Annotated in this window: 24 protein-coding genes; 14 read left to right on the forward strand and 10 right to left on the reverse strand. The window is 68.6% G+C overall.

All coding sequences use genetic code 11. From position 1 onward, the window contains the following. Positions 1-78 precede the first annotated feature (78 nt). From IU452_RS05385 to IU452_RS05415, 7 genes are all read left to right on the forward strand, one after another. Positions 79-786 (forward strand): hypothetical protein, encoded by a 708-nt coding sequence (locus IU452_RS05385; protein ID WP_195107772.1) that lies wholly within the window; start codon positions 79-81, stop codon positions 784-786. A 146-nt stretch (positions 787-932) separates the two neighbouring features. Beyond that, entirely contained in the window at positions 933-1379 is a 447-nt protein-coding gene (locus tag IU452_RS05390) for a PaaI family thioesterase (RefSeq protein ID WP_195107773.1), read from the forward strand. 59 nt (positions 1380-1438) lie between these two features. Continuing rightward, on the forward strand, positions 1439-1741 hold the full coding sequence (locus IU452_RS05395) for an urease subunit gamma (RefSeq protein ID WP_195107774.1): 303 nt from the start codon (positions 1439-1441) through the stop codon (positions 1739-1741). 51 nt (positions 1742-1792) lie between these two features. Beyond that, entirely contained in the window at positions 1793-2161 is a 369-nt protein-coding gene (locus IU452_RS05400) for an urease subunit beta (RefSeq protein WP_195108267.1), read from the forward strand. Beyond that, the gene (locus tag IU452_RS05405) at positions 2158-3879 is read left to right on the forward strand and encodes an urease subunit alpha (protein WP_195107775.1); all 1722 of its coding nucleotides are present in this window, start codon (positions 2158-2160) and stop codon (positions 3877-3879) included. The genes IU452_RS05400 and IU452_RS05405 overlap by 4 nt, the downstream gene beginning before the upstream one ends. Before the next feature lie 44 nt (positions 3880-3923). Further along, positions 3924-4553, forward strand: a complete 630-nt coding sequence (locus IU452_RS05410; protein WP_195107776.1) for a LysE family translocator — start codon at positions 3924-3926, stop codon at positions 4551-4553. 63 nt (positions 4554-4616) lie between these two features. Beyond that, the gene (locus IU452_RS05415) at positions 4617-5279 is read left to right on the forward strand and encodes an O-methyltransferase (protein ID WP_195107777.1); all 663 of its coding nucleotides are present in this window, start codon (positions 4617-4619) and stop codon (positions 5277-5279) included. Here IU452_RS05415 and IU452_RS05420 read toward each other — a convergent pair. After that, complete coding sequence (locus IU452_RS05420; RefSeq protein WP_195107778.1) at positions 5258-5830, reverse strand: PadR family transcriptional regulator; 573 nt, start codon at positions 5828-5830, stop codon at positions 5258-5260. The two genes, IU452_RS05415 and IU452_RS05420, sit on opposite strands and share 22 nt — an antisense overlap. Positions 5831-5922: 92 nt before the next feature. On the opposite strand from IU452_RS05420, the gene IU452_RS05425 reads away from it, so the two are divergent. Continuing rightward, positions 5923-6333 (forward strand): nuclear transport factor 2 family protein, encoded by a 411-nt coding sequence (locus IU452_RS05425; RefSeq protein ID WP_195107779.1) that lies wholly within the window; start codon positions 5923-5925, stop codon positions 6331-6333. A gap of 10 nt (positions 6334-6343) precedes the next feature. Here the strand turns inward: IU452_RS05425 and IU452_RS05430 are convergent, their stop codons facing one another. Both IU452_RS05430 and IU452_RS05435 read right to left on the reverse strand, forming a co-directional pair. Beyond that, on the reverse strand, positions 6344-7117 hold the full coding sequence (locus tag IU452_RS05430) for a VOC family protein (RefSeq protein ID WP_195107780.1): 774 nt from the start codon (positions 7115-7117) through the stop codon (positions 6344-6346). A gap of 90 nt (positions 7118-7207) precedes the next feature. Then, the gene (locus IU452_RS05435) at positions 7208-7864 is read right to left on the reverse strand and encodes a TetR/AcrR family transcriptional regulator (RefSeq protein WP_195107781.1); all 657 of its coding nucleotides are present in this window, start codon (positions 7862-7864) and stop codon (positions 7208-7210) included. Between the two features lie 94 nt (positions 7865-7958). Between IU452_RS05435 and IU452_RS05440 the strand changes: the two genes are divergently transcribed. Continuing rightward, positions 7959-9470 carry an MFS transporter gene (locus IU452_RS05440; protein WP_195107782.1) on the forward strand — a complete coding sequence of 504 codons (1512 nt, stop codon included), beginning with the start codon at positions 7959-7961 and terminating at the stop codon, positions 9468-9470. Positions 9471-9517: 47 nt separating this feature from the next. Further along, a complete protein-coding gene (locus IU452_RS05445) occupies positions 9518-10381 on the forward strand; it encodes an SDR family NAD(P)-dependent oxidoreductase (RefSeq protein WP_324192449.1) in 864 nt (287 codons plus the stop codon). On the opposite strand, the gene IU452_RS05450 is transcribed toward IU452_RS05445, so the two are convergent. Beyond that, positions 10356-11264: an alpha/beta fold hydrolase gene (locus IU452_RS05450; RefSeq protein WP_195107783.1), complete on the reverse strand. Its 909-nt coding sequence runs from the start codon at positions 11262-11264 to the stop codon at positions 10356-10358. The two genes, IU452_RS05445 and IU452_RS05450, sit on opposite strands and share 26 nt — an antisense overlap. Positions 11265-11588: 324 nt before the next feature. Here IU452_RS05450 and IU452_RS05455 point away from each other — a divergent pair, with 324 nt between their 5' ends. Genes IU452_RS05455 through IU452_RS05465 form a run of 3 tightly spaced genes read left to right on the forward strand, consistent with a single transcriptional unit; the run spans position 11589 to position 13573 of the window. Further along, positions 11589-12221, forward strand: coding sequence for an urease accessory protein UreF (locus tag IU452_RS05455; RefSeq protein WP_195107784.1), 633 nt, complete (start codon positions 11589-11591; stop codon positions 12219-12221). Positions 12222-12234: 13 nt separating this feature from the next. Continuing rightward, positions 12235-12936 carry an urease accessory protein UreG gene (gene ureG / locus IU452_RS05460; RefSeq protein WP_195107785.1) on the forward strand — a complete coding sequence of 234 codons (702 nt, stop codon included), beginning with the start codon at positions 12235-12237 and terminating at the stop codon, positions 12934-12936. Next, on the forward strand, positions 12926-13573 hold the full coding sequence (locus IU452_RS05465; protein WP_195107786.1) for an urease accessory protein UreD: 648 nt from the start codon (positions 12926-12928) through the stop codon (positions 13571-13573). The genes ureG and IU452_RS05465 overlap by 11 nt, the downstream gene beginning before the upstream one ends. Positions 13574-13836: 263 nt before the next feature. On the opposite strand, the gene IU452_RS05470 is transcribed toward IU452_RS05465, so the two are convergent. From IU452_RS05470 to IU452_RS05485, 4 genes are all read right to left on the reverse strand, one after another. Further along, entirely contained in the window at positions 13837-14814 is a 978-nt protein-coding gene (locus IU452_RS05470; RefSeq protein ID WP_228816672.1) for an alpha/beta fold hydrolase, read from the reverse strand. A gap of 221 nt (positions 14815-15035) precedes the next feature. After that, entirely contained in the window at positions 15036-15806 is a 771-nt protein-coding gene (locus tag IU452_RS05475) for a hypothetical protein (protein WP_195107788.1), read from the reverse strand. Between the two features lie 251 nt (positions 15807-16057). After that, complete coding sequence (locus tag IU452_RS05480; protein WP_195107789.1) at positions 16058-17506, reverse strand: NAD(P)/FAD-dependent oxidoreductase; 1449 nt, start codon at positions 17504-17506, stop codon at positions 16058-16060. A 58-nt stretch (positions 17507-17564) separates the two neighbouring features. Continuing rightward, positions 17565-18242, reverse strand: coding sequence for a TetR/AcrR family transcriptional regulator (locus IU452_RS05485; protein ID WP_195107790.1), 678 nt, complete (start codon positions 18240-18242; stop codon positions 17565-17567). 54 nt (positions 18243-18296) lie between these two features. Between IU452_RS05485 and IU452_RS05490 the strand changes: the two genes are divergently transcribed. After that, positions 18297-19742 carry a cytochrome P450 gene (locus IU452_RS05490; RefSeq protein ID WP_195107791.1) on the forward strand — a complete coding sequence of 482 codons (1446 nt, stop codon included), beginning with the start codon at positions 18297-18299 and terminating at the stop codon, positions 19740-19742. Position 19743: 1 nt separating this feature from the next. On the opposite strand, the gene IU452_RS05495 is transcribed toward IU452_RS05490, so the two are convergent. Beyond that, entirely contained in the window at positions 19744-20589 is an 846-nt protein-coding gene (locus tag IU452_RS05495) for a tat pathway signal sequence (protein WP_195108269.1), read from the reverse strand. A gap of 148 nt (positions 20590-20737) precedes the next feature. Next, positions 20738-20944: a hypothetical protein gene (locus IU452_RS05500; RefSeq protein ID WP_195107792.1), complete on the reverse strand. Its 207-nt coding sequence runs from the start codon at positions 20942-20944 to the stop codon at positions 20738-20740. Positions 20945-20965: the final 21 nt, after the last annotated feature.

A 20965-nucleotide genomic window follows, 5' to 3' on the forward strand; every position in this document is an offset into this window, starting at 1 on the left:
CTTCCATTGCTCGGTAAGTCTGGTAAGCCTAACCTATCTTCCGTTTCGGCCCGCAATGCCAATCGACGAGGAGGTTCGATGTCCGAACCGATGACCGCCTGCCCAGCACGCCGCTCCGAGGTGGCCTTCGGACAGGCCTGTGCCCGCCTGCGCGCCCTACAGCCGGAACATCCGCGCGTGTATGCCGTGGCCGCCATGGCCGAGCAGGGACGGCGGCGCTGGTGGCGGCTGGCCGACGGGATGCGCGAGGGCCGCATCGAACTCATGTACCGCCGCCACGCCGCCGAGATGATCAGCTCCGATATCGCCGCGGAAGTCGTTGCGACAGCGCTCGTTCACGCCGTGATCGGCCGGGTGGTAGCGCTGCTGGTGTCCGAGGGACGCGCCTGGGATCCCGGCCTCGAGAACCTGTGGGTGCACACCGACAACGATGGCGGTATCGACTGGGCGGGCCTGTCCGACACCACGATTCGGGTGATCGATGGCGACCCGCTGGCGGGTGAGCCCGGTGTGGTGGCGCTGCCGTGCGAGCGTGCGATGTCGGTGTGGCTCGCCCATCGCTGCGAGGCCGCGCTGACGCTCGTGCAGCAGAGCATGTCGCGCTGTGCGGCGTTGAGCGCCCGGCGATTCTGGCCGCTGGTGACCGAAACCGTTGTCGGCGCGGCCACTTACGTCCCCGATCTGGCGGGCACCTCCTCGACGCTGGGTGCCGAACGCGGGCAGGGTCTGCTCGCGGCGATGCAGGATCGCGGAATGCCCGTGCGTCGCCCTTGCCTTGTTAGGTAAGCCTGCCCTACACTCAATCTCGGCGTTCGGATCGCGCGGAGTCCCGAGGGCTGCGGTCGACTCCCGATCCTGTGCCGCGGCGGGCCCCACCCTCCAAGTGGGGCCCGCCGCTTCGTTCGATGATTGCCTTGTGTAACTGTTTTCCTATGACACAGCATGATCAGCCCGAGATTCGTTCGCTGGCGGACGTGACTCCCGAGGTCATGACGCGAATCAGCGAAGGCACCTTCTCCGATCTGATCGGCCTGAAATTCACCGAGCTGCGGCCGGATCGGGTCGTGGGGGAGTGGGCGGTGTCTCCGCAGCTGTATCAGCCCGCCGGGATCGTCAACGGCGGGGTGTACTGCACGGTGATCGAGACCCTGGCCAGTGTCGGCGGCGGCGTCTGGTACGGCACCCGGGGCAAGGTCGTCGGCGTCAACAACAACACCGACTTCCTGCGCGCGGTGCGCGAGGGCATGCTGCGCGGTGTCGCGACGCCGATCCATCAGGGCCGGTCGCAGCAGCTGTGGCAGGTGGTGATCACCGACGAACAGGACCGGGTGGTCGCCCGAGGACAGGTGCGGCTGCAGAATCTGCCCGCCACCGCCTGACCCCGGGGCGCGTGCCAGAATATTCGCCCACATGACATTCGATTCGCCGAGGAGCACGCATGCGATTGTCGCCGCATGAGCAGGAACGACTGATGCTCAGCTACGCGGCCGAGCTGGCTCGGCGCCGAAAGGCCCGCGGGCTCAGGCTCAATCACCCCGAGGCGGTCGCGATCATCACCGACCACGTGCTCGAGGGCGCGCGCGACGGCCGCACCGTGGCCGAGCTGATGGCATCGGGCCGCACGGTGCTCACCCGCGCCGACGTCATGGACGGTGTGCCGGAGATGATCGAGGACGTGCAGGTCGAGGCGACCTTTCCGGATGGCACCAAACTCGTCACCGTGCACCACCCGATCGGCTGAGGCGAGATCATGGTAGCGGACAATTCCGGCGAAAAGGACGGCCGGGCGGGGATCGTGCCCGGCGAATTCCTTTATGCCACAGACCCGGTCGAGATCAACGCCGGGGCCGATCGCATCGAACTGGAGGTCGTGAACACCGGCGACCGCCCGGTGCAGGTCGGCAGCCACGTGCACTTCCCGCAGGCCAATGCCGCGCTGGAGTTCGATCGCGAGGCCGCGCACGGCCGGCGGCTCGATATCCCCGCCGGAACCGCCGTGCGCTTCGAACCCGGTCTGCCCCAGCGGGTTTCGCTGGTGCCACTGCGCGGCACGCGCGAGGTGTACGGCATCAGCCGCACCGCTCCCGGGCCGCTGGACATTCCACCGCCGCCCGGTCGGTCGGCATCCACCGAACGCGGAATCCTGGACGGAACGCTATGAGTGAACTGAGCCGTGCCCGCTACGCCGAGCTGTTCGGGCCGACCACCGGGGATCGAATTCGCCTGGCGGACACCGACCTTCTCATCGAGATCACCGAGGATCGCAGCGGGGGACCGGGTCTGGCCGGTGACGAGGCGGTCTTCGGCGGCGGCAAGGTGCTGCGCGAATCGATGGGCCAGGCCCGCGCCACCCGTGCCGAAGGCACCCCCGACACCGTCATCACCGGTGTGGTGATCGTCGACCACTGGGGAATCATCAAGGCCGACATCGGCATTCGCGACGGGCGCATCTGTGCCATCGGCAAGGCCGGTAATCCGGACATCATGGACGGAGTCCATCCGGATCTGGTGGTGGGACCGTCGACCGAGATCATCTCCGGTAACGGCCGCATCGTCACCGCGGGCGGCATCGACTGCCATGTGCACTTCATCTGCCCGCAGATCCTCGGTGAGGCGTTGACCGGCGGCATCACCACCATGATCGGCGGCGGTACCGGACCCGCCGAGGGCAGTAAGGCCACCACCGTGACGCCGGGTTCCTGGCATCTGGGCCGGATGCTGGAGGCGACCGACGGCTGGCCGGTGAACATCCTGCTGCTCGGCAAGGGCAACACCGTACGGCCCGAGGCGCTGTGGGAGCAATTGCGCGGCGGCGCGGGCGGTTTCAAGCTGCACGAGGACTGGGGCACCACCCCGGCTGCCATCGATGCGTGCCTCACCGTCGCGGATGCGGCGGGGGTGCAGGTGGCGCTGCATTCGGACACGCTCAACGAGGCCGGATTCGTCGAGGACACCCTGGCCGCCATCGCGGGCCGGGCGATTCACTCGTATCACACCGAGGGCGCCGGGGGCGGGCACGCACCCGACATCATCACCGTCGCAGCGCATCCCAATGTGATGCCCTCCTCCACCAATCCGACCCGGCCGCACACCGTCAACACCCTCGATGAGCATCTGGACATGCTCATGGTGTGCCACCACCTGAATCCGGCCATCCCGGAGGATCTGGCCTTCGCCGAGAGCCGGATCCGGCCCTCGACCATCGCGGCGGAGGATCTGCTGCACGATCTGGGGGCGATCTCGATGATCGGCTCGGATGCGCAGGCGATGGGCCGCATCGGCGAGGTGGTGATGCGCACCTGGCAGACCGCGCACGTGATGAAGCGCCGCCGCGGCGCACTGCCCGGCGACGGTGCCGCCGACAATCGGCGGGTGCAGCGCTACGTCGCGAAATACACCATCTGCCCGGCGATCACCCACGGCCTCGACCACGAGATCGGCTCGGTCGAGGTGGGCAAGCTGGCCGATCTGGTGCTGTGGGAACCGGCGTTCTTCGGGGTTCGCCCGCACGCCGTGCTCAAGGGCGGCACGATCGCCTGGGCGGCCATGGGCGACGCGAACGCCTCCATCCCCACCCCGCAGCCGGTCCTGCCGCGCCCCATGTTCGGTGCGTCACCGACGGTCGCCGCGGGCACCTCCCTGCACTTCGTCTCCGAACAGGCGATCGAAGCCGGACTGCCGGACCGCCTGCGCGTGCACCGAAAGCTGGTCCCCGTCGCCAACGTTCGCACCCGTACCAAATCCGACCTCCCCCTCAACGACGCCATGCCCCGTATCGAGGTCGACCCCGACACCTTCACCGTCCGCATCGACGGCGAGGTCTGGGCCGAGGACCCCGCCACCGAACTCCCCATGGCGCAGCGGTACTTCCTGTTCTGACAAGCCCCCTGGCGACGCGGCGGTTGGTGTGTTGTCATGACGCGATGACTTCTGGCGCGCTGCTCGGTTTCTTCGTGATCACCTCGCTCGCTGTGATGACCCCCGGGCTGGACACGATGCTGGTGTTGCGAAACGCGGTGCTGGGTGGGCGTAAACGAGGGATGGCGGCCATTGCGGGGATCAGCGTCGGGTGCCTGGTGTGGGGGACGGCGAGCGTCCTCGGGTTGACCGCGCTGTTGACCGCGTCGCGGTTCGCCTACGAGGTCGTTCGGATTCTGGGTGCGGCGTATCTGCTGTGGCTCGGCGGGTCGGCGCTGTGGAAGAGCGTGCGCCGCAATCGGTCCGGGGATGCGGCAGAGCCCGAGGTGATCGCCGCGCCGAGCGGCTGGGCGGCATTGCGGGCGGGGCTGCTGACCAATCTGCTCAATCCGAAGGTCGGCGTGTTCGCGATGAGTCTGCTGCCGCAGTTCCTGCCCGCCGGTGCGCCCGTGTGGGGCGCGCTGCTGGTGACGCTGCACGTCGCCATCGGGGTCGTGTGGTACTCCGCGTTGGTCATGGTGGCGACGCGTGCGAAGCGACTGCTCACCCGGGCCGCCGTGAAGCGGTGGCTGGACCGGGTGACGGCGACGATCCTCATCGGGTTCGGTGTGAAGCTGGCCGTGGACGGCGTGTGAGCCTCGCGGATGTGACGAGATAGACCGGCGAAATCCTCCCCTCTCGGTGGCAGACTGCCGGGTATGACGAATGCCGAATGGAACAAGGTCGACGACTACCTCGTGGACACGCTGGTCGGACGCGCGGATTCGGATGTGTTCGAGGCGAATTCGGCAGCCGGGTTGCCCCCCATCGATGTCTCGGCACCGCAGGGCAAGTTCCTGTCTCTGATCGCGCGGTCGATTCGGGCGCGGCGGGTGCTCGAGATCGGCACGCTCGGCGGGTACAGCACGCTCTGGCTGGCGCGGGCCGTCGGGGAGCAGGGGCGGGTCGTCACGCTGGAGTTCGAGCCTCATCACGCGAAGGTGGCGCGAGAGAACCTGGACCGCAAGGGTGTTGGTGAGCGCGTCGACATCCGTGTCGGCGCGGCCCTGGACAGCCTGCCGGTGCTGGCCGAGGAGAACCCGGAGCCCTTCGATCTGGTGTTCATCGACGCCGACAAGGTGAACAACCCGAATTACGTGCGCTGGGCGTTGACACTGACCCGGCCGGGCTCGGTGATCATCGTCGACAATGTCGTCCGCCACGGCGCCATCGCCGACGCGGACTCCGCCGATGCCGCCGTGCGGGCCAGCCGCGAGGTCCTCGAACTGCTGGCCGCCGAGCCTCGCCTCGACGCCACCGCCCTGCAGACCGTCGGCGGCAAGGGCTGGGACGGCTTCGCCTACGCCCTGGTCACCGACTGACCGTCACGCGCGGGGGAACGGTTCGGTCGCTGCGCCAGACCCTCCCAGAAGTCCACATACGCCTGCTCGTGCCCGATGCCGAGCTCGAGAATGCGGGCGCGGGACTCGGCCCGGACGCTGTCGTCCAGGTCGATCTCGGACTGCAACCGCTGATACAACTCCAGCCAGCGGCGGTGTTCGGCCGCCTGCGCATGCGCCAGCGCCACCACATCGCCCGGCTCGCCGAGGTCGGCGAAGAACAATTTCAGCTGTGCCGGATCGCGGGTCTCCGGCGGCGGGCACGCCGGGTCGGACAGCCAGTGCCGCAACGCTTTCCGTCCGGCGTCGGTGAGATGGAACACCCGCCGCCTGCGACCGGTCTCCTCCGCTTCCTCCCGTAGCAGTCCCTGTTCGGCCAGTCGCACGGGAACCCGGTACAGCTGTGCGTGTGGGATGGGCCAGAAGTAGTCGACGCTTTCTTCCAGTCTCGTCTTCAATTCGTAGGGCGTGAGCGGTCCGTGCCGGGCGATCAGACCCAGCACGATGTGATCCTGCGGTCCGAGCTCCGGCACCCGCGCCTCCTCGATTCCGTTGACACAGTCTCACTGAGACTATAAGTTAGTCTCGTCGAGACCGTATCATTGATACTATTGAGGAGACGAGGATGACCGATTTCGGTGTCGCGCTGTTCGACCGCTGGACCGCCCTGTGGAACGGTGACCTGGCGTTGGCCGAGCAGATCATCGCCCCGGAGGTCACGCTGCGCTACGCCCAGCCGGGCGCCGATGCCTTCGATGCAATTCGCGATCCGCAGGGGCTGGCGGCGCGAATCGAGCAATTCCGCGCCGAGCGGCCGGGGCTGCGATACGAGGCGCAGGGGGTGCCGGTGGTCCGCGTCGACGGCGAGCGTTCGGGAATCGTGGCACGTCCTTACGGCGTGCGTCGTTCGACGCCCGACGGTGAGGTGAGCATCAGCGGAACCGACATCCTGCGCTTCGTCGACGGAAAGATCGTCGAGGTGTGGTCGGTCTCGGGCGGGGTGAACGGCCGCAGTTTCTATCCCGCGGCCGCCTGAGCCGAACTCGTCAGCCGCCGAAGGCCATGAGCGCCACGGTCGCTCCGGCGGGGTCGGCGATGACGGCCAAGCGGGAGGGGCCAGGGAAGTCCTGGGGCTTCTGCACGATCGTTCCGCCCAACTCGACGGCGCGCGACGCGGTGGCGTCGCAGTCGAGGACGTGGATCGTCATGGCCCAGCACGGTGCGGGCTCGCCGGGTTGTGCCGCCGCCGCACCGCCGAATTCGCGGCCGCCCGCGGCGGTGGTGATGGCCTGGTACGGCTTGTCGGTCGCGGTCTCCCAGGCGGCGGTGCGGTAGATCCAGCCGAGGACCTTCGCGTAGTGGGCCAGGGCGTCGGCGGGTGCGCGGGTGGCAGTGTATTCCACCCATACCGGGTTGTTCGGCGCCCCGAAGCGCTCGGTCCCCGGATGTCCGGTCAGGTGGGCGATTCCGTACGTCGCGCCGTCGGGATCGGTGAGGACGGCGAATTCCAGCTGTCCGGGCACCTCGGCCGGCTCGACGAGAACCGTTGCGCCGTCGGCGGCAGCGGCGGCGACAGCCTGCCCGACATCGGCGACCGCGAAATACGGCAGCCACGACCCGGGCTGGAGTGCGCCGCCGGGTGTGGGCTCTCCGATCCCGGCGACCTGCGCCCCGTCCCGGGACAGCAGGATGTAGTGCTCATCCTCTGAGCTCATATCCTCGGCGGTCCAGCCGAACAGCGCGCTGTAGAACCCGGCAACGGCAGCGCTGTCGGCTGCGATCACCTCGAACCAGCAGGGGGCGCCCGTCTGCATACTCATCTCCTCTATGTCGTGGCCGACCGTGCACTCGTGCGATGGGCGCGCGAATGCACTCGGTGCATCGGTGCAGACGATGCGCCGCAGGCGAATTCATCGGCCGCAGGCGAATCCGTCGCACAGCGCGTCCAGCCCGGACCACAGGAGCTGTTCGGGATCGAGCAGATCACCGCGCCCGGTGCCCTCGAGCGGCACCAGCGCCGGCGGGGTGGGCCAGCGCGGCGTGCCGTCCAGCAGCACGCGGAACGCCGATTCCTCCTGCTCGCCGTCGCGCTTGGCCAGCATGGCGGCACTGACCTCCTGCAGGGCGATACCGGCGATATAACTCCACACCGCCAGCGACATGCGAGTGGCCTCGCGGACATCGCCGGTCAGCTCCCCGAAGCCCTCCACCAGCCAGGCCAGACAGGCCAGACTCGACGGGCCGAAGTTGTAGCGCGGCACCGCGAAGGTGAACAGCACCCACGGATGCTGCTGATACAGCCGCCAATCGATCTCGCCGGCGATGCGCACCCGGTCGCGCCAGGTCCAGCCCGGCTGCGGATCCGGATACGGATTGCGCCGCGCCACCTCGTCGGTCATCTCCGCCAGCATCGCGTCCTTGTTCGGCACGTGCCGATACAGCGACATCGCGCCCACCCCCATCCGCTCGGCGATGCGCCGCATCGACAGCGCATCCAGCCCGGCCTCGTCGGCCAGGGCGATCGCCGTGTCGACGATGGCGGATCGGGTGAGCTTCGGCTCGGTCATCGAAACAACTCGCTTTCGTTTTCGGGCCAGGGTGCGTACGCTGTACCCAGCTCTGACGCGTACGTTGTACGCGCGACTGGGAAAAGGATAGGTGATGACTGGCATCGATACCCGTGAGATCGCGGCCCCTCGGCGTGCCTGGCTGGGCTTGGCGGTACTGATCCTGCCGGTACTGCTGGTGTCGATGGATATGTCGGTGCTGTATCTGGCGATGCCGACGTTGACCGAGGCGCTGAGCCCGTCGGCGACCCAGCAGCTGTGGATCCTCGACATCTATGGGTTCCTGATCGCCGGGCTGCTCATCACCATGGGTAACCTCGGCGACCGGATCGGCCGGCGCAATATCCTGCTGGTCGGTGCCAGCGTGTTCGGCGTGGCGTCGGTGCTGGCGGCGTTCGCGCCCAGTGCGGGTGTGCTGATCGCGGCGCGGGCGCTGATGGGCCTGGGCGGGGCGACGCTGTTGCCGTCGAGCCTGGCGTTGATCTCGGGTCTGTTCCCGGATCCGCGCACGCGCGGCACGGCGATCGGAATCTGGACGGCGTTCTTCGCCGGTGGGTCGGCGGTCGGGCCGATCCTCGGGGGTGTGCTCCTGCACCAGTTCTTCTGGGGCACGGTGTTCTTGATCAACATTCCGGTGCTGCTGGTGCTGCTGGCCCTGGGGCCGTTCGTGCTGCCGGAGCATCGGGAGACCGGGCGCGGGCCACTGGATCTGGTGAGCGTGGTCATGTCGATCGCGGGCATCCTGCCCGCGGTGTACGCGGTGAAGCACGTTGCGGCCGAGGGGATCGATATCGAGGCCGTCGCGGTGGGCGTGTTCGGCGTGGCGGTGCTGGTGCTGTTCGTGCGGCGGCAGCGGCAGCTGGCCGAGCCGCTGCTGGATCTGTCGCTGTTCCGGCGCGGGCTGTTCTCCGTGGCCGTCGGCTCGTCGACGATCGGCATGATGTCGCTGGCCGGGATGAGCTATCTGACCAGTGTGTATCTGCAGTCGGTGACCGGGCGGGACGCGCTCGGCGCGGCGCTGCTGGGCATTCCGCAGGCCGTGGTGGTGTTCGTGTTCTCGATGAGCGGTGCGCGGGTGGCGCAGTGGCTGGGGGCGCGGGCCGCGTTCGTGGTGTCCCTCGGAGCGGCCGCGGTCGGCAATCTGATGCTGTTCGGCGTCGGCGTGGACGGCGGGGTCGGGTGGTATGTGGCCGGTTCGGTCGTTGCCGGGCTGGGATACGGCATCGTCTTCACGGTCGTCTCGGAGGTGTCGGTGGCGTCGGTGCCGCCGGAGCGGGCCGGGTCCGCGGTCGGGATCTCCGAGACCAGTTTCGAACTGGGCAACGCGCTCGGCCTGTCGCTGCTGGGTTCGCTTGCGGCCCTGATCTTCCGGCACGGCGGTGACTACGCGTCCACACTCGGGGAGACGATCGACCGGGCCGCGGGAGACGCCGGCCTGATCCACGCCGCCCGCAGCTCGTTCGTCACAGGTATGCACGCCGCGACCACCGCGGGTGCGGTACTGCTGGTGGTGATGGCGGTGATCGCGCTGGTGGCGGGCCGCTCCCGCAATCAGGTTGCGGCAGAGGCGGAACCGGTGCGGGAGGGCTGCGCGGCGGGGCACTGACCGCGCACCCCCTCGCGAAGATCAACGGGGGCGCATACAGTCGAGGTGTGAACGACACCACTCGGAACGGGCGGCCGCTGGCCGAACGGGTGGCGACGCGGCTGCTGTACCCCACCGCGCGGCCGCGCGAAAAGGCGCTGCGCGAGGCGGTTTCGGGGCGAGTGGTCCTCGTGACCGGCGCCTCGCACGGCATCGGCAAGGCCACGGTGCGCAAACTCGGGGCCGCCGGGGCCGAGGTGCTGCTGGTGGCGCGCTCGCTCGAGGACCTCGAGCAGGTGGCCGGTGAGATCACTGCCGCCGGTGGCACAGCGCACGTGTACCCCGCCGATCTGACCGATATGGACGCCACCGATCGGCTGGGTCGCGAGCTGCTCGGCACTCACGGACATGTCGATGTGCTGATCAACAACGCGGGCAAGTCGATTCGCCGCACGCTCGACAAGTCCTACGACCGTTTCCACGATTACACCCGCACCATCGACGTCAACTACCTCGGCCCGGTCCGCTTGCTGCTCACCCTGCTGCCCAGCATGCGCGAGCGCCGCGAGGGACATATCGTCAACCTCTCCACGTGGGGCCTGCGCATGCCGCCCGCCCCGGGCTGGTCGGCCTACGGCGCCTCGAAGGCGGCCTTCGACATGTGGCTGCGCACGGTCGCCACCGAGATCGCCGCCGACAACGTCACCACCACCTCGATCTATATGCCGCTGGTGCACACCCGCATGAGCGCACCCACCGACTTCGGCAACATGCCGGGTCTCACCGCCGAGGAAGCCGCGGATGTGGTGTGCCACGCGGTGGTCGCCAAACCGCTGGAGATCTCGCCGTGGTGGACCGGCCCGCTCCAGGCCTGGACCGACCTCACCCGCGGCCCGGCCCACCGCTTCATGGCCCGCAGCTTCCGCCGCTGATCTCGGCGCGGCGGACCAGGGCGGCGATTCGATCGGCGAAGGTGGGCCACAGTTCGCGCGGGAGGCTGTGACCCATGCCGTCGATGAGCAGTAGTTCGGCGCCCGGAATGGCCCGGGCGGTGGCGCGGCCGCCGCTGGGGTCGAAACACAGGTCGTCGGTGCCGTGGATGACCAGGGTCGGTATCCGCAGCTTCCGCAGCAGGTCGGTGCGGTCGCCGGAGGCCAGGACCGCCACGGCTTGGCGCAGCATCGCGCCCCTGTCGTGATCGCGGTCCCCGGAGCGGGCGGCGATGTCGGCCACGAGCTCCGCGTCGTAGGCGAAACCAGGGGAGCCCATGGTGCGGCGTATGCGTACCGACCAGTCGATATAGCCCTGCCGATCCTCGGGCGGAGACCCTTCCGACTCGAAGGCCCGCGTATCGGTTCTGCCGACATCCGGACTGCCGGTCGTGGACATCATCGACGTCAAAGACCGGACTCGCTCGGGATATTCGATCGCCATCGTCTGGGCGATCATCCCGCCCTGGGAGGCGCCGACGAGGTGGACGCTGTCGAGTCCGAGCGCATCCAGCAGGCCCACGGTGTCGGCGGCCATATCCGACAGCGTGTATGAGACGGTCGAGAAGTCCCCGGCCATCGCGGCGGGGAAATCGGGCACGGGCGCCTCCGGGAAGTGCGTAGACAGCCCGGCATCGCGGTTGTCGAAACGGATCACGTGCAGTCCGCGATCGACCAGTTCCGCGCACAGGCCGTCGGGCCAGTTGATCATCTGCGCGCCGCCGCCCATGATCAGCAGCACCGGCGGAGCGTCGGCCTCGCCGAGTCGTTCGTAGGCCCCCTCGATCCCCGCCGGGCCCACGTTCAACGCTGTGTATTCGGTCATCCGTCCCCCACCCTTTCCGGCTCGGACCTGCGATTATGGTACCTCGACCGGGCCTTGCCGCAAGACCCCCGGTGCGATATACATTCCAGTGGGGGAATTGAGCGCCTCTCTTTCTCCAGTTCTCCAGCCTCCCGCCCGATCGGACGTCGCCGACACCGGCTCGAGCCGCACCCGGCCCGCCGCATAGGATCGAGGAGTGCAGGACCCGGAAGTGCGGCTTCATGACTGAGCGCGGCGAGGCGCGGGCGTGAGCGTGCTTGCGAGTGAACCATCAACGCAGCTCGCTAGGTGCACGGCGGCACCGAGCGTCAGCGGGGTGACGTCATGAGTCTGGCGATGCTGTTGACGCTGGCCGATTCGCGCCTGCCGATCGGCGGGCACGTGCACTCCGGTGGGGTCGAAGAGGCCGTGGCGTCCGGATTGGTCCGGGACGTGCGGTCGGTGGAAGTGTATTTGCGGCGACGGATCCGGAACTCCGGATTGGTGGCGGCATCGCTCGCGGCGGCGGTGTGCGCGGGGGAGTTGGAGCCGCGGCGCGCCGAGGCCGAGGCCGATGCGCGCACACCCGCGCCCGCGGCCCGCACCGCCTCCCGCGCGCAGGGCAGGGGACTGGTGCGGCTCGCGAAACAAGTTTGGCCACATCACGATTGGGCCGCGCTCGGCAACCGACCGCACCTGTCGACCGTCTTCGGCGTCGTCGGCCGGGTGGCCGGTGCGACACCGGAGCAGATCGCCGGAATCGTCGTCTACACCACCATGACCGGTGCGGCGACGGCCGCCCAGCGCCTGCTGGCCCTGGACCCCGCCGCCGTGGCCGCGTGCACCGTCCGGCTCGCCGACAGCTGCGACAGGACCGCCGCCGAGGCGGTGAAAGGCCTTGCGGCCCTGTCCGATCCGCTGCAGGACGTGCTTGCCCAGCGGCATGTCGACCGGGACATGCCGCTGTTCGCTTCGTAGAAAGGAATCACGTATGCCCCCACATCTGATCGACGGCGAACCGCACGACCACAGCCATGACCGCCCCAAGCGGGAACGCACCCCGGGCGAGCCGTTGCGGATCGGTATCGGCGGCCCGGTCGGATCGGGCAAGACCGCGCTGGTCGCCGCGCTGTGCCGGCAGCTGCGCGAGGAACTGTCGCTGGCGGTGCTGACCAACGACATCTACACCACCGAGGACGCCGACTTCCTGCGCCGCCACGCCGTGCTGCCGGATGAGCGCATCACCGCCGTGCAGACCGGCGGCTGCCCGCACACCGCCATTCGCGACGACATCACCGCCAACCTCGACGCCATCGACGACCTGATCGAGGCCAATCCGCCGCTGGATCTGATCCTGGTGGAATCCGGCGGCGACAACCTCACCGCCACCTTCTCCTCCGGCCTGATCGACGTGCAGATCTTCGTCGTGGATGTGGCCGGCGGTGACAAGGTGCCGCGCAAGGGCGGTCCGGGCGTGACGTTCTCGGACCTGCTGGTGATCAACAAGACCGATCTGGCGCCGTTGGTCGGCGCGGATCTCGGTGTGATGGACCGGGATTCGACCGCCGTGCGGGAGGGCCGGCCGTTCGTATTCACCTCGCTCACCGAGGATCCGGCCGCCACACCGGTGCTGACCTGGGTGCGCGAGCAGTTGCGGCTGATCGCCGAGCACGACGCGGCACTTGCGCACTGAGCTCCACATCCACGCGCGGGCCGGTGCGCTGCCGCACATTCACGCCACCGGCGGGTTGGCGGCACGGCGCACCGGCCCCGGCATCGTGCACCTGATCGGCACGGCCGCAACGCCATTGGGCGGCGATGAACTCGACATCACGATCGTGGTCGAGCCCGGCGCTCGCCTGGCGGTGCGGTCGGTCGCGGCGACCATCGCCCTGCCGGGACGATTGACCCGGAAGTCCGTGGCGCACTGGAACTTCCACGTCGGTGGTGAACTGGAGTTCGACCCGGAGCCGACGGTCGTGGCGGGCGGCGCGGAACACGAGACACACACCGCCGTGCACCTCGCCGAGGGTGCCCGGCTGCGCCTGCGCGAGCGCGTACAGATCGGCCGCACCGGCGAGGACATCGGTTGGTGGAGCGGCGACCTCACCGCCGACCTCGCCGACCTCCCGCTCCTGCGCCACCGCCTGGACCTGGGCGCCGACACCACCACCGACGACACCTTGTCGGCCCCGCGCGCCTTGGAAAGCGAACTCCGCTATCCCGACGACCGCCCAGCGGAGACCCGCGGCCTCGATGCGGCGTTACTGCCCTTGGCCGCGGGCGGCACCCTGTACACCCGCACCGCCTCCGTGCTGGTCCCAGCCTGACCATCGATCCCCGGCGGCTTCGCCGCCGGGGAAGTGGTGTGTGGTCCGGCCGGGGAAGTGGTGTGTGGTCCGGCCGGGGAAGTGGTGTGTGGTCCGGCCGGGGAGGTAGTGGGTGTTCGGCCGGGGAAGTGGTGGGTGGTCCGGCCGGGGAGGTAGTGGGTGTTCGGCCGGGGAGGTAGTGGGTGGTCCGCCGGGAAGCAGCGGGTGGTCCTCCGGGGACGGGGTGGGCTGTCCCCACAGGAGCGGTGGGTGGTCCGCCGGGGTCAGTCGGTGGCGCGGATGGTTTCCTCGGTGGCCGTGAGGATTTGGCGGGCGTTGTCGCCGGAGAAGACCGAGTAGTGGTTGCCCGGCAGGTAGCGCAGGTCGAGGTGGGGGGTGCGGGTTTCCAGGCCCTCGATCAGGACCGGGGTCTCGAGGAAGTCGTCGGTGGCGTAGAAGACCTGCAGCCGTGGGATGTCGATGTAGTCGTAGCGGGGTTGGGTGAGGTGGGGCCACATGGCCTGGCGGTATCGCTCCAGGCCGTCGGCGTCCTCCTCGGGATCTTGTGGCCCGCTTCCACCCGGCAGGTCGGGGGCCATGACCTTGGCCATGGCCATCAGCACCTGGACCGGAATTCCGGTGCGTACCGCGGCATCCGGCAGCAGCGGAATCTCGATTCCGACCAGATAGCTCAGCGCCGCGAGTTGCAGCGCCCACTGCCCGGTCATCTCCGGCTTCTCCTGCGGCACGCGGCGCAGCGCATTGCCGGCCAGGTCGGCCGACGGGAATCCGATCGAGGATATCGACGCGATCCGGCCCGGGACTTCCGTGTTGTATTGACTGCCGATGAACGGGCCCCACCCGTCGCCGAAGATGTGGACATGATGACCACCGGCCGTCTTGTCCATGACCGCACCGAATTCACCGGCGAGGCCCTCCATCGAGTAGGCGCCGGGCCGCCGGTCGCGGCTGGTCTTACCCGCCCCGTGCATATCCCAGCGCACGACGTGGAAGCCGTCGGCGGCCAACTGCTCGGCAAACGGGATCATCCCACTGGAATTACCCGGCCAGCCGCCGGTCACCATCACGGTCGGCGCTTGCTCGGGCCCGGGCCCGTATTCGAAATATGACACCGGATAACCCTGATAGTCGGCAAATCCGGGGCGCCCGGTATCGACGGTCTCGCCCCGCGCGATAGCTGCGAAACTCGACACCACCAGCGCGGCCGTCACCAGGACTGTCGCCTTACCGATCAGCTTCATCTGAAATACCGCCTTCCATGTAGGCGAATCTCGCGTCATCTGCTCAGAAGGAGAGCAAGTTCTCAGCTATTCAAAACAAGGATGGCATGGAGGTATTTCGCGGAGTAAGGAAACTGTGGCGCGCGTCGCTGTCCATTCGGTCACGAAGTAGTCGGAACACACGATCGGGGCGGAAGCGGACATCGTCGGCCGTTCCGCCCCGGCAGGAGGAACCGTGTGCTTCAGTCACCGACCACGCGCGGGGGCGCGTTGAGAGAGCCGACCGCGCCGACCACGGCACCGGCGGCCGCACCCACCGCGGCGGCGGGCACGGTGATCACACCCGCGCCCATGGCCGCGCCCAGCGCGGGCCCGGCGATGACGCCCACCGGCACGAACGGCAGCCCGATGGCCAGGCCGATCACGCCGCCCAGCAAACCGCCGGTGAGCGCGAACGGCGACGCCATGGCCGCACCGGCGACCGCGCCCATGGCGGCGGTGCCGACGGTCTGCCCGGCAATGCGATCGGAGCGGCTGCGCTCCATCCCGATCGAGTCCAGGAACGTCGCCAGATTCGCCTCGGCCTGGGCGGACTGGTCGTTGATGACGATGGCCTGTTCGCGGTCCATCCCCGGGGGCACATCCACCTGTACGTCGCCGAAGCGGAACTTGTTCGGCGGCGGCGCGATCGGCGGCACCGGTGGGACCGGCGCCGGTGGGTGCAGCACGCCGACGGGAGCGAGGTAGCTGCGGTCCGGCATGGCCCGGGCCGACTGCATCGAGCTGTAGGTGTTGTCGGGAATGTTCAGGCCCTCGTAGGGCTGGACGTTCGGCGCCTCGACGGCCGGCCACTGGGGCGCCTCACCCTGCGCCGCCACGTTCGGCTCGGCAGGGGTGGCATCGGCCGTGCCGCTGCCGACGATCGCCAGCACCAACGGGACCGCACTCGCCGCCACGACGTTGCCGACGCGTTGGCGGTGCGGATTCGGGGCTCTGTGCTTACCTGCGGCCATAGATGACCTTTCTTCCGGAGTTGTCGACGCCTCACATTCGGACCCGCGGCGCACCTGGATGGGTGGAAATTTCTCGCCATCGAAAGAGGTGGCGTTGCGCATGATTAGCTGAAATTCGGGCGAATCACCAAGCGGGACAAAGATAAAGGCCGGAACCGCTGATCGCGATTCCGGCCTCGGTGAACTGCCGATCACTCTCCGGTTGCTGCCTCCAAGGTTTCGCCTCGTCGTCCCGGCCTGCTTTTGGGGGGTCAGATGGCCCGGCGACCCGCGGACGGACTGGGCGTCTGGTTCGCCGCGGATGTGCTCGTGGCCTCGCCGGATTCGCCCAGCTCGCCTCGGACCTCGCGGGCGTCGCCCTCGTTTCCGTTCATCGCCTCGAGCGCCAGGCGCGCGAACACCCACTGTTCGGTGGCGGCCATCTGGCCCCGGTTGCGGCCGAGGAATGCGACGAACCACTGGAACACCGTGATCACCCGGCTGCGGTAGCCGATCAGGTAGTACAGGTGCAGGACCAGCCAGATGAGCCAGGCGATGAAGCCGCCGAACTCCAGCTTGCCGATCTGGCACACCGCGGAGAATCGCGACACCGTGGCCATGCTGCCCTTGTTGAAGTACTTGAAGGGCTTGCGCTGCTCGGGTGTCTGCTTCTCGGCCACCTCGGCCTTGATCTGCTTGGCGGCGTAGGTGGCGCCCTGAATCGCGCCCTGCGCCTGGCCGGGCACGCCGGGTACCGACATCAGGTCGCCGACGACGAAGACGTTCGGATGGCCCTTGATGGTGAGATCCGGTTCGACGATCACGCGCCCGGCCCGGTCGACCTCGGTGCCCTTGGACTGCTCGGCCAGCAGCTTGCCCAGCTCGCTGGCCTGCACACCCGCCGACCAGACCTTGCACGCCGCCTCGATGCGCCGCAGGCTGCCGTCCTTGTCCTTGACCGTCACCCCGCGCGCGTCGACATCGGTCACCATGGCGTTGAGCTGAATCTCCACGCCCATCTTCTCCAGTCGGCGCTGCGCGACACCGCCCAGCTTGGGCCCCATCGGCGCGAGGACCGCACCCGCACCCTCCAACAGGACGACCCGGGCGTCGCGCGGATCGATATTGCGGAAGCAGCCGACCAGGGTGCGGTCGGCGAGTTCGGCGATCTGCCCGGCCAATTCGACACCGGTGGGCCCCGCGCCCACGACCACGAAGGTCATGAACCGGTCGCGCTCCTCCTGCGTCTTGGCGAGTTCGGCCTCCTCGAACGAGCCGAGGATGCGCGCACGCAGCTCGAGTGCGTCATCGATGGTCTTCATCCCCGGCGCGTAGGTGGCGAACTGGTCGTTGCCGAAATAGGACTGCTGGGCGCCGGTGGCCACGATCAGGCTGTCGAAGGAGGTGACGGTGTCCTCGTTGAGCAGCCGAGAGGTGACCGTGCGATTGACCAGATCGATATCGTGCACCTCGCCGAGGATGACCTGGGTGTTGCGGTGCTTGCGCAGCACGATGCGGGTGGCGGGCGCGATCTCGCCGGTGGACAGGATGCCCGTGGCCACCTGGTAGAGCAGCGGCTGGAACAGGTGGGTGGAGGTCTTGGAAATCAGCACGACGTCGACATCGGCCTTTCGCAGGTGCTTGCATGCGAACAAGCCGCCGAAGCCGGACCCGATCACCACCACCCGGTGGCGCCGGTTCTCGACAATCTGTGTGGCCATCTTCGCTCCTCGCCCCATTCGATCGACAACAGGTTCAACGGTAGACGGCTACCCGATTTCAGTCACGATGACCTCCGGTTGTCGGCGCGTCCTCGGGCAGTGGTAGCGGGCCGACGAATCGGTCGGCCCCGGCACCCTGCAGCGGCGGCCACAGGAACGCCATCAGCCGATCGACGAATTCGGCGCGGTCGCGGTCCGGATCGCGCCCCCAGTCCTCGGCCGACATGAGGATGGCACCGACGATCGCGGTCGCCCACACCCGCGCCGGGGCGGGGTCGGCGCCCACCGCGCGCAGCAGGGCGTCGATGACCTCCGCCGCCCAGTCGGCGGCGCGGGTGAAGAACGGGCGGTGGTGGCCGTCGTCGGACTGCAGCCGCTGCATGAGCAGGTGGTGCAGATTCGGATCGGCGTCGACGAAATCGCACATCAGCCGGACCAGCGCACGCAGCAGCTGATATCCGGGAAGCGGCTGGGCCAGGATCGCATCGGACGCGGCGATGATCCCTTCCATATGGCGTTCGGCCAGGGCGTCGACCAGCGCGGGCAGATCGGGGAAGACCGCGTAGACGGCGGTGCGCGCATAACCCGCCTCGGCGGCGACCTCGGCGATCGTGATCGGTGTGCCGGTGCGGGCGACCACGCGCTCGGCGGCATCGAGGATTTCGGTGCGGCGCACCGCCGGATCGCGCGACGGGCCGGGCGGACGGCCGCGCGGGCGAGCTGTGTCCCTTGTCACAGGCATCACTCTACCGGTAATGTACAAGGTGTACTTTTTAGGGAAGGTGTGGTCATGGTCGACCGGCTCGAGCGGGAAAATCGCGCATTCCTGGAGATCCCGGACCGGCATCCGATCGACCGGATCCTGCGTCTGCTTCCGGCCCGCGATCAGACCCTGGCCACGCCGCGGCCCGGCAGCGGGCATCGGGCGGTCCGAGGCGACTGCGGGCTGCCGTATCTGGGCCGCTCGCTGCAGTACCTGCGCTGGGGACCGGCCGAAATGCTGGCTCGGTATCACCGCTACGGGCCGGTCAGCTACCACCGCTCGCTCGGTGTGGACCACGTCGTCGTGGCCGGGCCGCAGGCCATCGAGGAGGTAGTGGGCAAGCGCCGGAACGACTTCGGGCAGGGCTGGGACTATTTCATCGGCCCGTTCTTCCGCCGCGGACTGCTGCTGCTCGAGTTCTCCGAGCACATGTTCCATCGGCGGATCATGCAGCAGGCATTCACGCGCGAGCGGCTGGAAACGCATCTGGCGCAGCTCGCGCCGGTGGTGGATGCGGCCATCGATCGCTGGGTTCCCAACGCCGAGCGGCGGGTGCGGCTGTATCCGACGGTCAAGGATCTGACCCTCGAGATCGCCGCGGAAACCTTCATGGGAATCGAGGCCGGTGCGCAGCGGCAGCGCCTCGGCGCGGCCTTCCTGGACTGCACGCATGCCGGGCTGGCGGTGGTGCGCTATCCGGTGCCCGGCGGTGCGTGGCGGGCGGGTCTGCGCGGCCGGAAGGTGCTCGAGAACTACTTCGCGCACATGCTGCCGGCCAAACGCCGTTCGGACGCAGCGGATTTCTTCTCCGCGCTGTGCCATGCCCGCACCGAGGACGGCGATATGTTCTCCGACGCCGACGTGATCAACCACATGATCTTCCTGATCATGGCCGCGCACGACACCACGACCACCACCGCGACCGCCGTCGCCTACTACCTGGGCCGTCATCCGGACTGGCAGCGGCGGGTGCGGACCGAGGCGCTGGCATTGCGCGAGGCCACCGGCGGGGCGCCCCCGACGATCGCCGATCTGGACACCCTGACCGACCTGGATCTGGTGATCAAGGAGAGTCTGCGGCTGGTGCCGCCGGTGCCGGGGCTGGTGCGGCGGGCGGTGCGCGACACCGAGATCGCCGGTCACTACATTCCGGCCGGGACGCAGATCGACGTCGCGTACGGGATCAATCACCTACTGCCGGAACTGTGGTCGCATCCCGCGCGCTTCGACCCGGAGCGATTCGCCGAACCGCGCCGCGAGGACCATTCCCATCGCCTGGCCTGGATGCCGTTCGGCGCGGGCGCGCACAAATGCATCGGCATGCACTTCGGAGTGCTCGAGGTGAAGGTGATCATCGCCGCAATGGTGCGCGACTACGAATGGCGAATCCCCGACGACTATCTCCTGCCGTGGGGATTCACCACGATCCCGTTCCCGCGCGACGGCGCACCGATGCTCCTGCGGCGCAGGTGATTTATCCCCGGCCCGAGAACAGCAACTGGGCGACGTGGGTGGTGGTCTCCTCGCCGTCGGTGTAGCCGCCCTGATCGCCGAGGTCGTTCATGATCGCAAGGGTGTAGCGCTCGCCCGGCCCGGCGAAGCCCACCGAGTTGACCACCCAGCCGCCCTGCTCGTCGGACCAGCCGTTCTTCAGGCCCGGATGCATGGCCGGGCCCGCACCCCACACGCCCCAATGCTGGTTGGTGTCCACATTGCGCATGCGGTCCAGCAGGTAGGCGCGGTCGTCGGGGTGCATGTGGTCGAGCACGTTGTTCATCAGCCGGTCCAGGTCGGCCGGGGTGCACTGCTGGAAACCCCAGTCAGGGAAGGCGCGGCCGTTGGCGGGCGGGTGCGGGGTGAGGGTGTTCATGCCGTTGGCTCGGAAGGCGTTGTTGAAGGCCATGCGGTCGAACCCGGCGTATTTGGTCCACAGCACGTCGGCGGCGTTGTCGTTGGAGGTGGCCAGCATCGACTCCATCAGCCTGCGGTCCTCCGGCGTCAGCACGATCGCGCCGACCCGGGCGCGGTTGAGCAGATCCTCGGCGATGGCCAGCTTGATGGTGGAGGCGGTCCAGAACTGGGTTTCGGCCTGATCGTTGCTGTACACCCCGCCGGTGACCCGGTCACGCACGACGTAGCCGGTGACGCCGGGCCGGCCCGCCAGATAGGCGTCGACGGCGGCGATGCGGCTGCTCATCTCGCAGTCGAAGCCGCCGATGCAGCCTTGGACGCGGATCGGCAACGCGGTGGCCGGGGCGGGCTGCAGGGCGGGGGCGCCTGCGATCAGGGCGGCGGCGACCACGCAGGCCCCAGCGGCCATGCGGGTCGGACGAGTGGCGCGCGCGGCGCTGCGGGGATAACGCACGGTGGAACACAATAGCAAAGGATGCGACCTCGTAGCGCCTATCACGGAGGCCGCCGTCCGCTGCGTGCGTCCTTGCGGCGCAGCGGTTTTCGGACATGCTCGGTCAATGGAAGGCGGCCTGCAGTTCCTCGACGCTGCGGCCGTTGAGCCGATAGCAGTGCTCGAACGCCTCGGCGTGGCGATCTCGGGGCCAGGAGTGTAGGACGACGGTGCGACCGTAGTGGCGGGAGTTGACCAGCTCCCACCGGTCACCGACTCGGCGGACCGTGAACCCGGATCTGGGCACGAGGGGACTCACCGTCGCTGTCATGAACCGAACCAGCCTTTCGAT

This window comes from Nocardia transvalensis (assembly GCF_015477765.1).
Classification (GTDB): domain Bacteria; phylum Actinomycetota; class Actinomycetes; order Mycobacteriales; family Mycobacteriaceae; genus Nocardia; species Nocardia transvalensis_A.